General features: G+C 36.0%; 13 protein-coding genes. 12 read left to right on the top strand and 1 reads right to left on the bottom strand.

Annotated elements, in window-relative coordinates; translation table 11 throughout:
• Window positions 1-73 precede the first annotated feature (73 nt).
• The 3 genes from pfkA to MHI40_RS12550 all read left to right on the top strand — a co-directional run bounded on the left by pfkA (window position 74) and on the right by MHI40_RS12550 (window position 3546).
• Window positions 74-1033: a 6-phosphofructokinase gene (pfkA, locus tag MHI40_RS12560; protein WP_340762919.1), complete on the top strand. Its 960-nt coding sequence runs from the start codon at window positions 74-76 to the stop codon at window positions 1031-1033.
• Between the two features lie 37 nt (window positions 1034-1070).
• Window positions 1071-2831, top strand: a complete 1761-nt coding sequence (pyk, locus tag MHI40_RS12555) for a pyruvate kinase (RefSeq protein ID WP_340762918.1) — start codon at window positions 1071-1073, stop codon at window positions 2829-2831.
• Between the two features lie 319 nt (window positions 2832-3150).
• Window positions 3151-3546, top strand: a complete 396-nt coding sequence (locus MHI40_RS12550; RefSeq protein ID WP_245762673.1) for an FxsA family protein — start codon at window positions 3151-3153, stop codon at window positions 3544-3546.
• On the opposite strand, the gene MHI40_RS12545 is transcribed toward MHI40_RS12550, so the two are convergent.
• Complete coding sequence (locus MHI40_RS12545) at window positions 3524-4492, bottom strand: AI-2E family transporter (RefSeq protein WP_175496239.1); 969 nt, start codon at window positions 4490-4492, stop codon at window positions 3524-3526. The two genes, MHI40_RS12550 and MHI40_RS12545, sit on opposite strands and share 23 nt — an antisense overlap.
• 197 nt (window positions 4493-4689) lie before the next feature.
• Here MHI40_RS12545 and citZ point away from each other — a divergent pair, with 197 nt between their 5' ends.
• The 9 genes from citZ (at window position 4690) to polA (ending at window position 17148) form a co-directional block, all read left to right on the top strand.
• The gene (citZ, locus tag MHI40_RS12540; protein ID WP_093536897.1) at window positions 4690-5805 is read left to right on the top strand and encodes a citrate synthase; all 1116 of its coding nucleotides are present in this window, start codon (window positions 4690-4692) and stop codon (window positions 5803-5805) included.
• Between the two features lie 83 nt (window positions 5806-5888).
• Window positions 5889-7154, top strand: coding sequence for an NADP-dependent isocitrate dehydrogenase (icd, locus tag MHI40_RS12535; RefSeq protein ID WP_093536898.1), 1266 nt, complete (start codon window positions 5889-5891; stop codon window positions 7152-7154).
• 353 nt (window positions 7155-7507) lie between these two features.
• Window positions 7508-8446: a malate dehydrogenase gene (gene mdh / locus MHI40_RS12530; protein ID WP_093536899.1), complete on the top strand. Its 939-nt coding sequence runs from the start codon at window positions 7508-7510 to the stop codon at window positions 8444-8446.
• Window positions 8447-8754: 308 nt separating this feature from the next.
• Window positions 8755-9462, top strand: a complete 708-nt coding sequence (locus MHI40_RS12525) for a response regulator transcription factor (protein ID WP_093536900.1) — start codon at window positions 8755-8757, stop codon at window positions 9460-9462.
• Window positions 9462-10994 (top strand): two-component system histidine kinase PnpS, encoded by a 1533-nt coding sequence (pnpS, locus tag MHI40_RS12520; RefSeq protein WP_340762916.1) that lies wholly within the window; start codon window positions 9462-9464, stop codon window positions 10992-10994. The genes MHI40_RS12525 and pnpS overlap by 1 nt, the downstream gene beginning before the upstream one ends.
• Window positions 10995-11005: 11 nt before the next feature.
• Window positions 11006-12220 carry a carboxylate--amine ligase gene (locus tag MHI40_RS12515; RefSeq protein ID WP_093536902.1) on the top strand — a complete coding sequence of 405 codons (1215 nt, stop codon included), beginning with the start codon at window positions 11006-11008 and terminating at the stop codon, window positions 12218-12220.
• Between the two features lie 246 nt (window positions 12221-12466).
• Window positions 12467-13462: an FtsH protease activity modulator HflK gene (hflK, locus tag MHI40_RS12510; protein WP_340762915.1), complete on the top strand. Its 996-nt coding sequence runs from the start codon at window positions 12467-12469 to the stop codon at window positions 13460-13462.
• Window positions 13462-14442 (top strand): protease modulator HflC, encoded by a 981-nt coding sequence (gene hflC / locus MHI40_RS12505; RefSeq protein ID WP_093536904.1) that lies wholly within the window; start codon window positions 13462-13464, stop codon window positions 14440-14442. The genes hflK and hflC overlap by 1 nt, the downstream gene beginning before the upstream one ends.
• 78 nt (window positions 14443-14520) lie before the next feature.
• Entirely contained in the window at window positions 14521-17148 is a 2628-nt protein-coding gene (polA, locus tag MHI40_RS12500) for a DNA polymerase I (protein ID WP_340762913.1), read from the top strand.
• The last annotated feature ends 6 nt before the right edge of the window (window positions 17149-17154 follow it).

Genomic DNA, 17154 nt, shown 5'->3' with positions numbered 1-17154 from the left:
AACGACGCATTTTTTTTTAATTCATTTCGTGATAAGCTTATAATATGAAATTCGTTGTTTGGAGGGAAAAAAGATGAAGAGAATTGGTGTGTTAACAAGTGGAGGAGACGCTCCCGGTATGAATGCTGCTGTTCGAGCGGTTGTAAGGAAAGCTATTTATGAAGGGCTTGAAGTAGTCGGTATATTCCATGGTTACCAAGGACTGATCGATGGTAAGATGGAAGTTTTAGACTTAGGTTCTGTAGGGGATATTATTCAAAGAGGTGGAACAAAACTGTTTTCTGCTAGATGTCCGGAATTCCGTACGGAGGAGGGGCAACAAAAAGCAATAGAACAGTTAAAGGCACATGGTATTGAAGGATTAGTAGTTATCGGCGGGGACGGTTCTTATAGAGGTTCTATGAAGCTTACAGAAAGTGGTTTTCCGTGCGTAGGAATTCCTGGAACAATCGATAATGATATTCCAGGTACGGATTATACTTTAGGTTTTGATACAGCTTTAAACACAGTGATTGAGAGTATTGATAAAATTAGAGATACTGCTACATCGCATGAACGAACATTTATCGTAGAGGTAATGGGAAGAGACGCTGGTGACTTGGCATTATGGGCTGGCCTTGCTGGTGGAGCTGAAACTATTATTATTCCTGAAGTAGAGATAAATATGGATGAGATTGTCGAACGTTTAAAAAGCGGTTCGGAACGTGGGAAAAAGCATAGTATAATTATTGTCGCTGAAGGTGTGATGAGTGGTGCAGAATTTGCTAGTAAGCTTAAAGACCTAGCAGATATTGAAACACGAGTTTCCGTGCTTGGACATATCCAGCGCGGAGGTTCCCCAACGGGGCGTGACCGAGTGTTAGCAAGTTTATTTGGCGCTAAAGCGGTTGAGGTTTTAATAGCAGGAAATGGTGGGCGTGCGATTGGCATCCAGAATCATCAAGTGGTAGACTATGATATGAATGAAGCTTTTGATAATCATGAAGAATTTGATATGTCTATGTATCAATTATCTAAAGAATTATCCATTTAATTAGGAAATATATTGCCCTTAAAGAAAGGAATGTACTATGAGAAAAACTAAAATTGTATGTACAATTGGACCCGCAAGTGAATCAGAAGAAATGTTAGAGAAATTAATAAATGCTGGAATGAACGTTGCCAGATTAAATTTCTCGCATGGTAATCATGAAGAACATGCAGCAAGAATTGAAACGATTCGTAAAGTTTCTAAAAGAATAGGTAAAGTTGTTGGGATATTATTGGATACAAAAGGACCAGAAATCCGTACACATAAAATGGAAAATGGTGCGCTTGAGCTTCAGTCTGGAGAAACCATTGAGATTTCGATGACAGAAGTGTTAGGTACACTTGAACGTTTCTCAATTTCTTATGATAAATTAATCGAGGATGTTAACGAAGGCTCGGTCATTCTTTTAGATGATGGCCTTATTGAATTAATCGTTCAAAAAATTGATAAAGAGAATGGAATTATCTCCACTTTTATTCAAAATGCAGGAACGTTAAAGAACAACAAAGGTGTAAATGTACCTGGTGTATCCGTACAATTACCTGGCATGACAGAAAAAGATGCGCAGGATATCCTTTTTGGTATTGAGCAGGATGTAGATTTTGTTGCTGCCTCTTTCGTTCGCCGTGCAAAAGATGTGTTAGAAATTCGCAAACTGCTAGAAGGAAATAATGGAGCGCATATTCAAATTATTCCGAAGATCGAAAACCAAGAAGGCGTGGATAATATTGATGAAATTATTCAGGTATCTGATGGTTTAATGGTTGCAAGGGGAGACCTAGGAGTAGAAATTCCAGCAGAAGAAGTTCCTTTAGTACAAAAGAAACTAATTGCAAAATGTAATGAGGCTGGAAAACCTGTTATCACAGCTACTCAAATGCTCGATTCTATGCAACGTAATCCGAGACCTACTCGTGCAGAAGCAAGTGACGTCGCAAATGCTATTTTTGATGGAACGGATGCAATTATGCTTTCTGGAGAAACAGCTGCCGGACTTTATCCAGTAGAGTCTGTGCAAACAATGGATAAAATTGCTCGTCGTACTGAAAATGCAGTAGATTATCGTGAAAATGTTACAAAGATTAGTAAAGCACGCGATGTAAACTTAACTGATGCTATTGGTCAAGCGGTTGCGCACACAGCGATTAACTTGAAAGTAAAAGCAGTTATTGCACCAACTGAAAGTGGATATACTGCTAAAATGATTGCTAAATTTAGACCGGGAGTTCCAATAATCGCGGTAACTTCATCAGAAACTCCTTCTAGAAAACTTACATTAGTTTGGGGAGTATATCCGATTGTAGGGAAAAAAGCTCACTCTACAGATGAGGTTTTAGAGGATGCTGTGGAGGAAAGTATTTTACATCAATATGTTACTCATGGCGATCTAGTAGTGATAACTGCCGGAGTACCTGTAGGAGAAGCAGGCACAACTAACTTGATGAAGGTTCATGTTATTGGAGACTTAGTTGCAAGAGGACAAGGTATTGGTAAGAATACTGCATTCGGAAAAGCAATAGTTGTGAATAGTGCAGAAGAATTAGCAGGACAAGATACAACAGATAGCATTATTGTGACATTAGGATCTGATCGTGATATGGTTCCGAGTATCGAAAAGTGCAGAGGTTTAATCACTGAAGAGGGTGGTTTAACTAGCCATGCCGCAGTCGTTGGACTTAGCTTAGGGGTACCAGTAATCGTTGGAGTGAAAGATGCTACGACACTTATTAGAAATGGCCAAGAGTTAACGATAGATGCCGAAAGTGGTTTTATCTATCATGGTCGTGCAAGCATAATTTAAGAAGATGCCTCACCATAAAAGGTGGGGCTTTTATTGAATGAAAAATAGGTTTTAGTATATTAGGAATTTATCCAAGAATACTGCTGATTTTCGTTACAGCGCTCTTACCTGTTTGCCAAAGTTTTTGAATGGTGACGGACAGATAGATGGCATAAGATTACCGAGCAAAGAAAGGCTGGTTGTGACATCAGTCACGACCAGCCTTTCAAAAATTAACCGATAATATTATAGCAACCAATCTGTACAGAGTATTTCGGAAACGCTGGAAACAGGTTATGAACATAGAAGATGCCCTGCGCATTTATTAAAGGAAGGTGAAATGATGAAATGGATTATTGGTTTGTTTATCTTAATCCCGGCGATTGAATTGTATCTCCTCATGTTATCAGGGAAAACTATTGGAGCGGGATACACATTTTTATTGATCATTGCAAGTGGTGTAATTGGCGGATATTTTGCAAAAAGACAGGGCCTAAAAGCATTTCGTGAAGTATCGGAAAGCGTTAAAAACTATCAAGCGCCCGGTGAAGCTGCCATAAATGGTATAAGTATATTTATCGGAGCTATTTTAGTTGTACTTCCAGGGTTTATATCCGATATTATTGGGTTCATGCTTTTGTTTGCTCCAACCCGTAATTTATTTAAACCGCTTGTTTATAGATGGATTCGCAAGAAGATGAAAAACGGTCAAGTTATTGTGATGAAGTCTTCGTAAAGTTCTCCCATTTGTGGGCGAATAGATAAATAAATGGACTAAACAAAATTCCTATAAAACCAAAGATTAAAATGGCTGCTGCGCTCAAATAAAAGACGTGGACAGCCTTTATTTGTGTGGTGGAGGACCAGAGTACTGATTCGACGATATGTCTGGTTAACTGAACAAAAAGGTATAAAAGCAAGACAATTGTGCCTACCATTTGCATCTCCATTAAAAAGAAGTAAATACTTAACGGAATCAATATCAAGCCTGTACCTAAAAAAGGAATACTATCGACTAAAGAGATTAGAAAAGCATATTTAATTGGGTTATGCAATCCTAGTACCGAGAATCCAATAGCAATTAAAATGAACGTTAAAACAAATAGTTTAAGCTCCACGTGAATGAACTGATTTACTACAGTGGAAGATTTAAGCAAGGCTCTGTGGCAAAGAGTTCTCATTTTTTTGGGAAAGTAAACTAGAAACCATTCGCGGTCTTTTATAGATTCGAACAAGGAAAAAAACAATCCAATACTAAACAAAAAGATTTCAAAAAAATAAGATGGTAAATGGGTTACGTTTAATAATAAATCATTCAATAGCTTATTTAGTATTGTTTGAAATTTACCTTCAAACATCGTAAATACAGGATGACTTTGTAATTCCATCACTGGCAACAAAACAACATGCTCGTGTAAAAATGGTATTAAATCAATAAATGTCTGAATGAGAAAAAATAATACGACTAAAAAACTACCTAATATTAAAATAACTGTGAGTAAAACACTTAAGAAAACTGGGAGTTTAAATTTTTTATGTAATAAATTAGTTAAGGGAAAAAGAAAATAACCTCCAATAATTGCCAAAGTGAGAGGGTAAGCAACAAATGATATTAGTATAATTATTCCAAATGGTAGCCATTGTAATAAGAAATCTTTTTTATTTTCTTGTAGAGTAATCATTTTCATCCAATCTTTTCAATTAATTAGGAGATTTAAAGATAAATTTCAACAAACTTAAGCGTTTTCATTCACAAAAACGCCAAAATTGATTATACTGATTAAGTAAGCAATGCTAGGAACATTAATATATACATATAATTCTTCTGATTTATAAAGATTTGATCAGTAGATTTATGTTGTAAAGGGGAGACTATGATATGACAACAACTAAAGGTTTAGAAGGAATTGTAGCGGCAGAGACGTCAATCAGTTCAATCATCGATGATACACTTACATATGTTGGATACGATATTGATGATTTAGCAAATAATGCGGGCTTTGAAGAGGTAGTTTACTTGCTTTGGCATAAACGTCTTCCAAATGCGACAGAATTAGCTGAATTGAAACAGCAATTAGCTGACAATATGGCTGTACCACAAGAAGTTTTGAATCATTTCAAAACATTCCCTATCAATGACGTACACCCAATGACAGCTCTTAGAACAACAGTTTCTATGCTTGCATTATATGATGATGCAGCAGAAGATATGTCCGACGAAGCAAATTACTTAAAAGCTATTAAATTACAAGCAAAAATGCCGACATTAGTGACAGCTTTCTCACGTGTTCGTCAAGGTTTAGAGCCTGTAGCACCTAAAGCAGATTTGGGATATGCAGCTAACTTCTTATACATGTTACACGGAGAATTACCACAGGATATAGAAGTTGAAGCGTTTGATAAAGCACTTGTTTTACACGCAGATCATGAGTTAAATGCTTCTACATTCACAGCTCGCGTATGTGTAGCTACACTTTCAGATATCTATTCTGGTGTAGTAGCAGCTATTGGAGCTTTAAAAGGACCATTGCATGGTGGAGCAAACGAACAAGTAATGAAAATGTTAACAGAAATTGGTACACTTGATAATGTGGACGCTTATATCAAAGATAAATTAGATAACAAAGTTAAGATTATGGGATTCGGTCACCGTGTATATAGAAAAGGAGACCCACGTGCAAAACATTTACGTGAAATGTCTCAGAAACTAACTACACTAAATGGTGAGTCTAAACTTTATGATATGTCTATTCGTATCGAAGAAATAGTTACAGGACAAAAGAATTTACCACCAAACGTAGATTTCTATTCTGCATCTGTTTATCATTCGTTGAAAATTGATCATGATCTATTTACACCTATTTTTGCAGTATCACGTGTATCTGGTTGGAGTGCCCATATTCTTGAGCAATATGCAAACAATCGTTTAATCCGTCCACGTGCAGAATATGTTGGACCTGGAATGCAAAAGTATATTCCAATTGAAGAAAGATAATAGTAGTATTATCTTAGTAAGATAGGGCTTAAACACTTTTGTGTTTACTGCCCTATGATTATGATGGTAGGAGGAAATAACAAATGACAACAGGTAAAATTACAGTAGAAAACGGTGTACTTAACGTACCAAACACAGCGGTAATTCCTTTTATAGAAGGAGACGGAACGGGTCCAGATATCTGGGCTGCAGCGTCACGTGTATTAGAAGCTTCAGTAGAAAAAGCTTATAATGGCGAAAAGAAAATTGAATGGAAAGAGGTTCTTGCTGGTCAAAAAGCATTCGATAAAACTGGCGAATGGCTTCCTCAAGAAACTTTAGATGTTATTAATGAATATTTAATCGCTATTAAAGGACCTTTAACTACACCAATCGGTGGAGGAATTCGTTCATTAAACGTAGCATTACGTCAAGAACTTGATCTATACACTTGCCTACGTCCAGTTCGTTATTTCACTGGTGTTCCATCTCCGGTTAAACGTCCTGAAGATACTGATATGGTTATTTTCCGTGAAAACACTGAAGATATCTACGCTGGTATTGAGTATGCACAAGGTACAGACGAAGCAAAAAAACTTATCAACTTCTTACAAACTGAGTTTGGAGTTAAAAATATTCGTTTCCCAGAAACTTCAGGTCTTGGTATCAAACCTATTTCTGAAGAGGGTACAAAACGTTTAGTTCGTGCTGCTCTTAACTATATTATTAAAGAAGGTCGTACTTCTTTAACTTTAGTTCATAAAGGGAATATCATGAAGTTCACTGAAGGTGCTTTCAAAACTTGGGGTTACGAAGTAGCAGAACAAGAATTTGGTGATAAAGTATTTACATGGAACCAATATGATCAGATTAAAGAAGAGCAAGGAACTGAAGCTGCTGATAAAGCACAAGCTGATGCACTTGCGTCTGGTAAAATCTTAGTGAAAGATTCTATTGCTGATATCTTCTTACAACAAATTTTAACTCGTCCAAAAGAGTTTGATGTAGTTGCTACAATGAACTTAAATGGAGATTATATTTCTGATGCACTTGCTGCACAAGTTGGTGGTATCGGTATTGCTCCTGGAGCGAACATTAACTATGTAACTGGACATGCTATTTTTGAAGCTACTCATGGTACAGCTCCTAAATATGCTGGTTTAGACAAAGTTAACCCATCTTCTGTTATTCTTTCGGGTGTCTTAATGCTTGAGCATTTAGGATGGAACGAAGCTGCTAAACTTATCATGGATTCAATGGAGAAATCTATTGCTGCTAAAGTGGTAACTTATGATTTTGCTCGTTTAATGGATGGCGCTAAAGAAGTTAAATGTTCTGAGTTCGCTGATGAACTTATTAAAAACATGTAATCTCAATTGAATCTTGGTTTAAAGGAAGGGAATATTCCCTTCCTTTTCTTTAATAGACAAGAAAATATTTAAAAATGTGCATTGAACACTGGGTTCAAGATGTTTCAGAATAAATAATAATGCAGATCTTCGCTTCAGGTGGCCGCTTTCCGGGGGCGAGGCCGAGCCTCCTCAGGCCAACAGGATGTTGGTCACGTAGGCATATAAGAGAGGTCATAGCTTACCGCTTAGATGGTAAGAGTAGACATAGTAAATATAATGGTAAAATCATATGTCGAATTAGGATTTGACCATATAGAACAGGCATCTTATTGCCGGATTCTACTAATAATGAACTAAAGGAGTGTTTTCTAATGACTTTGAAAAGAAGTAAAATCTCAGTAATTGGTGGCGGATTTACAGGTGCAACAACTGCTTTTCTACTTGCTCAAAAGGAACTTGGTGATATTGTTTTAGTAGATATTCCACAATCCGAAAATGCTACTAAAGGTAAAGCTTTGGATATGGCACAAGCGGGACCCGTCCAAGGCTTTGATGCCGATATCATAGGCACTTCTAGTTATGAAGATACGAAAGACTCGGATTTAGTAATTATTACGGCTGGCATCGCTCGTAAACCAGGAATGAGCCGCGATGATTTAGTGCAGACAAATCAAAAAGTGATGAAATCTGTTACATCTGAAATCGTAAAATATTCTCCTAATACGACAATCTTAGTTTTAACGAACCCTGTGGATGCAATGACCTATACAGTTTATAAGGAATCTGGCCTTCCAAAAGAACGTGTAATTGGCCAATCGGGAGTACTTGACACTGCTCGTTTCCGAACATTCGTTGCGAAAGAATTAAACCTCTCGGTAAAGGATGTAACTGGGTTTGTACTTGGTGGGCATGGGGACGATATGGTACCGTTAGTTAGATATTCATTCGCTGGTGGAATTCCATTAGAAACTTTAATTGATGCTACTCGCTTAGAGGAAATTGTAGATCGTACTCGTAAGGGTGGAGCAGAGATTGTAAATCTTCTTGGTAATGGTTCTGCTTATTATGCACCAGCAGCATCTTTAGTAGAAATGGCTGAAGCAATTCTGAAAGACCAAAAACGAGTACTACCATCTATTGCATATTTAGAAGGTGAATATGGTATGGATGGAATTTACCTTGGTGTTCCAACAGTATTGGGTGCTGGTGGTATCGAGAAAATTATCGAACTTGAGTTAACAGAAGAAGAAAAAGCATTATTAAACAAATCAGCAGAAGCCGTTCAGGCGGTTATGAAAGTCTTAGCATAATAATAATTGTTATGAATCGAGTGGGAAACCTACTCGATTTTTTATTGAGGAAAAAAGAATAGCTTACTGCTTGATAAAGTGTCTTTAGCCATAAGTTCTCCAACACTTAACAGGTCCTATCATCACCTTGCGCTTTGCGTTGGTTTATTGTTAATATAGAATTAGTATAAGGTACAATGCTAGCTCTAAATGAAAGTGTTATGGATGGCGAATTTCCTGTACTGCATCCGATTATAGAAAAGTAACAGATATTGTAGCTAACATCGATTTGGAATGGGGGTTTCAAATCAACCTTGGAGGCCGATAAAATGAGAAAAGTATTAGTTGTGGATGATGAAAGTTCAATCGTAACTCTTTTAAAATATAATCTTGAAGAAGCAGGCTTTGAAGTCATAACAGCAAATGATGGCTTAGAGGGGCTTAATAAAGCCTTGGAAGAAAAGCCCGATGTGATTTTACTGGATTGGATGTTGCCCCATATGGATGGCATGGAGGTCTGTAAAGAGCTTCGTATTAAGAAGGTGCAAATTCCAATAATCATGTTAACAGCTAAAGATGAAGAATTCGATAAAGTATTAGGTCTTGAACTAGGTGCAGATGATTATATGACCAAGCCATTCAGTCCTAGAGAAGTAACAGCACGAGTTAAAGCTATGATTCGTCGTTCTGGCATTTCTACTGAGAAAAAACAAGAGAAAACAAAAGAAGAAATGTATACTTTCGGTCCACTACAAGTATTTCCAGAACGTTTCGAAGTACTTTTAAACAATGAGGTCATTGAATTTACGCCAAAAGAATTCGAATTACTTGTCTATTTAATCGAAAACAAAAATCGAGTTTTAACAAGAGATCAGCTACTAAGTGCCGTTTGGAATTATGATTTTGCAGGCGACACTCGCATAGTAGATGTACATATTAGCCATTTACGAGACAAAATTGAAGTTAATAGTAGAAAACCTCATTTCATTAAAACAATTAGAGGATTAGGATACAAGTTTGAGGAGCCTAAGAGCTAATGAAATCATTTCATTCCAAACTTTTTAGAACTTATTCTATTATGATAGGGTTAATATTAGCTTGTCTAGGACTAGTACTTGGGCAGCTTTTTCCTATTTATGCAAAAAACGCTTCCGAAAAGGTCATTAATATTAAATTAGAAGAATTATCTAAAGACTTAGCAACTACAGGACTAACAGGTGATGAACAGAGAGATATTAGTGAGACGATAGCTAATTCTTTTTACCAAGCGGAGATGCTTGAACCTCATTCCTTATGGATTTTTTTGTTTATCATTTTAGCTATTACATTTCTCATTGCACTCTTTTTAGGTTCTAGTATTTTCAAAAAGTATGCTCAGCCAATCGAGCATCTGACAGAAACCGCTATGGAATTAGCTAGAGGTAATTATCGAATTCGTGCATTTGAAGATGAATTTTCTGGAATGTCGAAGCTAAGCAACTCTATTAATATACTCGCACGCAGTCTACATGATATATCGGTCATGAGGGAAACGGAAAAAGAGAGGTTAAAAACGTTAATCGAGAATATGGGTAGTGCGCTTATAATGATTGATCGGAATGGTTATATTACGATCGTAAATCGTTCGTTTCTTAAGCAGCTTGATATTTCGTTTAAAGATGTGGATGGAAAGCTATTTAATAAAATCGGTCTACCTAAAAAAATTGAAGATTTCATTGATCAACTATTTTTAACTGAGGCTTCTAGCCGGGAACAAATATCCATTAAGAAAAACATACATACTTATTATATGGATGCTTACGGAGCTCCTGTCATCGGTGAACATGGAAAATGGCTTGGGATAGTGATAGTCATGCATGAAGTGACAGAGCTTGTGAAACTGGAGCAAGTTAGAAAAGACTTTGTAGCAAATGTTTCGCATGAATTGAAGACACCTGTTACTAGTATTAAAGGTTTTTCCGAAACATTATTGTATGGAGCGTATAAAAATGAAGAAACTTTACTTTCTTTCCTAGAGATAATCCACAAAGAGAGCAATAGACTTCAAATGCTCATTAATGATTTATTAGATCTTTCCAAAGTGGAACAAGTAGGATATGAAGTAGACTTACAAAAGGTCAACTTATTGGATGTCGTTGCGCGAAGTAAAGAAATGACTAGTCATATTGTTGAGGAAAAGAATATGCGCCTGGAGATAATATCTGAAGAGCCAGTCTTTGTATTAGGTGATTTAAATCGTTTAATACAAATAACGATGAATTTATTGATGAATGCACTGACTTATTCCCCTGAAGATAAAACTGTTACTATAACCATTAGTCAGACTAAAAAGTGTGGAGTAATACGTATTCAGGATGAAGGAATTGGAATTGCAAAAGAAGAGATTAACCGAGTATTCGAGCGTTTTTATCGCGTAGATAGAGCTAGGAGCAGAAACTCGGGAGGAACTGGGCTAGGCTTAGCAATTGTTAAGCATCTAGTGGAAGCGCATCATGGCTTACTAGAAGTAGATAGTGAAGTAGGAAAAGGTACTGTCTTTACGGTATCTATTCCACTTGTTAAAAGATAACGGAGGTATTTATGAATAACCAACCCTTTATCCCAATAATTATTGGGACAGATATGAATGCTTATAATATGGCAATTTCTTTTCATGAGGAATACAATATTAAGCCAATATTAGTAGGTAAAGAAGAAATGTCTTTTACTAAATGGAGCAGTGTGATTGAACATATTGAGATTCAGCCAAACTTATGGGATAAATCTGCATTTGTTCAAGTACTTTCTGAAGTCGCACAAAAATATAAAACAAACGATAAGCAATTGCTATTAATAGGAACAAATGATTTTTATGTGCGATTAATAATTGAAAATGCCGATGCTTTAAAGAAAATGTATGTTTTTAACTATATGTCGGAAGAATTAATGAACAATCTACTGGTGAAATCAAATTTCTATAAGCTTTGTGAAGAGCATGGAATTGATGCACCGAAAACTTATTATTATTCATGTGCAAAAAAAGCGGCATTTACAGAGGAAGTACTCTATCCGCTAATTATAAAACCAAGTAATGGTGTGATGTATTATAAAAACAAGTTCCCTGGCCAGCAAAAAGTTTATCGAGTAGAGTCTAAAGCGGAACTAGATGATATTTTAGAAAAAGTAAATGCAAGTGGTTATACGGAAGACTTGATCATTCAAGATTACATCCCAGGCGATGATACATATATGTGGGATTCCGTATTTTATATGAATTCTAAAGGTAAAGCTGAACTTAGCACTCTTGCACAAGTGGTGCTACAAGAGCATACTGTAACTGCTATTGGTAACTATACAGCGCTTATTACTCGATATAATGAGGAACTAATGAAAAAGCTACAGCACTTTTTAGAAGCAGTCGGTTATGTAGGTTTTGCTAATTTCGATTTAAAATTTGATGAGCGAGATGGCAAGTTCAAAGTATTTGAAGTAAATATTAGACAAGGTCGTTCTAGTTATTATACAACTGCTCTTGGACATAATATGGCTAGATATTTTGTAGATGATGTTATTTATCAAAAGGAAAAAGCCCTTACTTTGTTGAATGAGCATTATTTGTTTACGGTAGTACCTAAAATAGTATTAAAGAAATTTGTTGAAAATGAAGAGATTCAACAAGAGGTTAGAATGCTATTGAGGTCTGGTAAATGGGGAAATCCACTTTTCTACAAGAAGGACAAGCATTTTACGCGTAAATTATTTTTAGTTGCTCGTCAGTTCAATTATTATAAGAAGTATAAAAATAATAATTGGTAAGGAAATATTTACAATTTATTCACAAGGGGTTTACAATTGTTTGCTATATTTAAAAAGACCCCTTTTCCAAACGATGTACCTAAAAAGCTAGCATTTTTGCTAGCTTTTTTTATTTGGCTCAAATAACCTATTCCAACTAAAAAACAAAACCCAAGAAAAGTAAAGGAAACAAGTATTCTATTAATTTTGAAACTAATTACCAACTTAAACCGTAAAAGGAAGTATACATAAAAAGGAGGAAATAATATGAGTACTAAAAGATTATTAACTATTATCGCTTTGAGCTTAATTGGCATTATGTTAATTTCTGCAGTTTTTACTTCATGGTATACGGTAGATGAGTCGGAACAAGCAATCGTCATCACATTTGGTGAAGCGAGTGAGCCAATAGTAGATCCGGGATTGAAGTTTAAAATGCCATGGCCAATTCAAACAGTAGAAAAACTGTCTAAAGAAACGTTTAGTCTGAAATTTGGTTATAGTCAATCTGCAGATGGAGAAATCGAATCATTTGATAAGGATACAAAAATGATTACAGGGGATGACAATATTGTATTAACGGATTTAGTCGTTCAATGGAAAATAACAGATCCTAAATCATATTTATTTAACGCGGAAAATCCAAGAGAACTACTTCATGATGCAACTTCAGCTTCGATACGTTCCATTATTGGGAACTCTAAAATTGATGATGCTTTAACATCTGGGAAAGCTCAAATTGAGAGTGATACAAATGATTTGCTGCGCTCGTTAATAGAAAAGTACGATATTGGTATCTCTGTATTAACAGTGAAGCTACAAGATGTGGAGCTTCCCAATGCAGAAGTTCGTTCAGCATTTACAGCAGTAACGGACGCTGAAGAAACGAAAAATACAAAAGTAAATCAGGCCGATAAATACAAGAACCAAAAGTTAAGTGAAGCAATAGGTGAAAAAGATGCGATTATATCTAATGCGAATGGGTATAAAACCGCTCGTATAGAACAAGCAAAAGGGGATATAGCACTATTTGATAAACTCTATGTAGAATATCAAAATAACAAAGAGATTACAAAACAGCGTTTAGTTATGGAGACATTAGATGCAGTACTACCTAATGCTAATTTGTATATTATGAATGATGATGGTGGGACGATGAAATATCTTCCTCTTCAATCACTAGAAGCTACTAAACAAGCAACTCCACCAGCTAGCACTACAACTGAAACAGAGACAGAAACAGAAGAAGGGAGCGGAAAGTAATGACTGAAAACAAAAATCCATTCTCCAATCTAGAAGCAAAGTTTAAGACCGTAGATAACAAAGCAAGTAAAGCTCCTAAAGAGAAAAAACCGATAGATTACAAAAAATATACGAAGTCATTTATCGCCATCTTCTTAGTTTTTGTCTTGTTCATTATCGCCCTTGCGAATATCTATGTGGTCAAAGAGGGAGAATTTAAAGTTATTCGTCAGTTTGGGGAGATCAAAGACATTAAACAAAATCCCGGAATTCATATGAAAATACCATTCGTTCAATCTGTCACTACAGTACCTAAATATCAAATGAATTATAATATATCTGAGGCAGAAATAAATACGAAAGACAAACGTCGAATCATTATTGATAATTACGCAGTGTGGAGAGTGGTAAATCCAAAAGAGATGATCTCTAGTGCGGGTACATTAGTTGGAGCTGGCTCCCGTATGGAGGAATTCATCTACTCAGTTGTTCGCTCGGAGCTAGGTCAATTAGAATATAGTGAAATTATTAATGATGAAAATTCATCTCGTGGTAGTTTGAATGATCAAATAACAAACCATGTTAATGAGTTATTGAAAAAAGATAACTATGGAATTGAAGTAATAGATGTTCGTATTAAACGAACAGATCTTCCTCTGGAAAATGAGCAATCTGTATACAATGAAATGATTTCAGAAAGACAAAGTATTGCTCAAAAATTCCTTTCTACCGGAGATGCAGATAAACGTAGAATTGAAGCGGAAACTGATCGCGAGGTTCGTGAAATGTTGGCATCTGCCAATAAAGAAGCATCTGTCATAGCCGCTGAAGGGGATGCAGAGGCAGCAAAAATCTATAACCAAAGTTTTTCAAAGGATCCCGAGTTCTATTCGCTGTACAGAACTTTAGAATCTTATAAGAAAACAATTGGAAGTGAAACGATGATCATTATCCCTTCTGATTCACCATATGCAAACATCCTATCAGGTTATCTAGAATAGTATATGAATCGTCATTCTCCTTACTGTCATGGTAAGATATAGGGAATGACGGTTTTTATTATTAAGGAGTGAATGTATTTGTCAACCGAGAAAATCCTATTATTAGACGGCAATAGTTTGGCATACCGAGCTTTTTTTGCCCTACCTTTATTAACAAATGAACATGGAATACATACAAACGCAGTATATGGCTTTACAATGATGCTACAAAAAATTATGGATGAAGAAAATCCTACTCATATGCTCGTGGCATTTGATGCCGGGAAAACGACCTTCCGTCACTCTACTTTTGGGGATTATAAAGGTGGAAGACAAAAAACACCACCAGAACTATCGGAACAATTCCCTTATATACGCAAGTTAATCGACGCTTATGGTATTAAGCGGTACGAACTGGAAATGTACGAAGCAGATGATATTATCGGTACTTTGAGCAAGCGTGCAGACGAAAAAGGGCAGCAAGTTGTAATTGTTTCAGGTGATAAAGATTTAACACAACTAGCTACCGATAAAACAACTGTGTATATCACAAGAAAAGGCATTACCGATATTGAAAAATATACACCTGAACATGTACATGAAAAGTATGGCTTAACTCCATTACAGATTATAGACATGAAAGGTTTAATGGGAGATGCTTCTGATAATATTCCAGGAGTTCCTGGTGTCGGAGAAAAAACAGCTATTAAGCTTTTAAAAGAACATGGTTCGGTAGAGGATTTATATAAAGCACTTGATACAGTTAGTGGCGTTAAACTAAAGGAAAAACTCATCGCAAACGAAGAGCAGGCAATTATGAGTAAGGCATTAGCTACGATTGAAACAGCTGCACCAATACAGATTTCTATAGACGATCTTTCATATACTGGTCCTAATATGGAAGAAGTAATTGAAGTTTGGAAGGAACTAGCTTTTAAAACTCTTCTCGAGAAATCTGACTATATTTCAGAGGAATCCGAAACTACAGAAGTAGCATTCGAGATTGTTGAAGAAATTGACTCTACAATATTAGATAAAGTAATGTCAGTCCATTTAGAAATGTATGATGGGCAATATCATACAAGTGAATTATTAGGTATTGCTTTATCAGATGGAGAAAAGGGTTATTTTGCTCCTGCTGATATAGCTTTTCAATCGAAGGATTTTTGTTCTTGGTTAGAAAATGCTACGAATAAAAAGTATTTAGCAGACTCCAAAGCAACACAAGCAGTGAGTAGAAAACATAATGTGAATGTACATGGAGTGGAATTCGACCTTCTTTTAGCAGCGTATATAGTAAATCCTGCTATTTCTTCAGAGGATGTTGCGGCTATTGCAAAAGAATTTGGATATTTTAACTTGCTGACAAACGATAGTGTTTATGGAAAAGGTGCCAAAAAAACCGCACCCGAAATTGAGAAAATTGCAGAACATGCCGTAAGAAAAGCAAGGGCTATTTGGGACTTAAAAGAAAAGTTAGAAGTAAAACTGGAAGAAAATGAACAATATGCGTTGTATAAAGAAATAGAGCTACCGCTTGCATCTATCCTTGGTACGATGGAATCAGATGGGGTGCTGGTGGATAAACAAATTCTTGTAGAAATGGGTCATGAGCTTAATATTAAGTTACGAGCGATTGAACAAGACATTTATGCGTTAGCTGGTGAAACGTTTAATATTAATTCACCTAAACAATTAGGTGTAATACTATTTGAAAAAATTGGTCTTACCCCTATTAAAAAGACAAAAACGGGCTATTCAACTGCAGCAGATGTTTTGGAAAAACTAGCAAGTGAACATGAAATAATTGAGCAAATTCTACTATATCGTCAATTAGGTAAACTCAATTCCACATATATCGAAGGATTATTAAAAGAGATTCATGAAGATGATGGGAAGATCCATACCCGATATCAACAAGCCTTAACTTCAACTGGGCGTTTGAGTTCGATCAATCCAAACCTTCAAAATATACCAGTTCGTTTAGAAGAAGGTAGAAAAATACGTAAAGCCTTTGTTCCTTCACAACCGGGATGGGTAATGTTTGCGGCGGATTACTCTCAAATTGAATTGCGTGTTCTTGCCCATATGTCTAAGGATGAAAACCTGGTAGAAGCTTTTAATAATGATCTGGATATTCATACTAAAACGGCTATGGATGTATTCCATGTGGAGCAGGAAGCAGTAACGTCCGATATGCGCCGTGCTGCTAAGGCAGTTAACTTTGGGATTGTGTATGGTATTAGTGATTATGGTTTATCACAAAACCTAGATATTACTAGAAAAGAAGCGGCGACATTTATCGAGAATTATTTAAATAGCTTCCCAGGTGTAAAAGGATATATGGATGATATCGTTCAAGATGCGAAACAAACAGGCTACGTTACAACAATTTTGAATAGACGAAGATATTTGCCTGAAATAACAAGTTCTAACTTTAATCTCCGCAGTTTTGCAGAACGTACTGCTATGAATACACCAATTCAAGGGAGTGCAGCCGATATTATTAAAAAAGCAATGATCGATATGGCGGAAAGATTAATATCAGAAAATATGCAGACCAAAATGCTACTACAAGTACATGATGAATTAATTTTTGAGGCTCCACCAGAGGAAATTGCAATGCTAGAAAAAATAGTGCCAGAGGTTATGGAAAACGCTATTAAACTGATTGTACCTTTGAAAGTGGATTATGCCTTTGGTTCATCTTGGTATGACACGAAGTAGGGGGTA

This window comes from Psychrobacillus sp. FSL H8-0510, from assembly GCF_038008345.1.
Lineage (GTDB): Bacteria > Bacillota > Bacilli > Bacillales_A > Planococcaceae > Psychrobacillus > Psychrobacillus psychrotolerans.
This window is presented reverse-complemented; position numbering and strand designations above follow the sequence as displayed.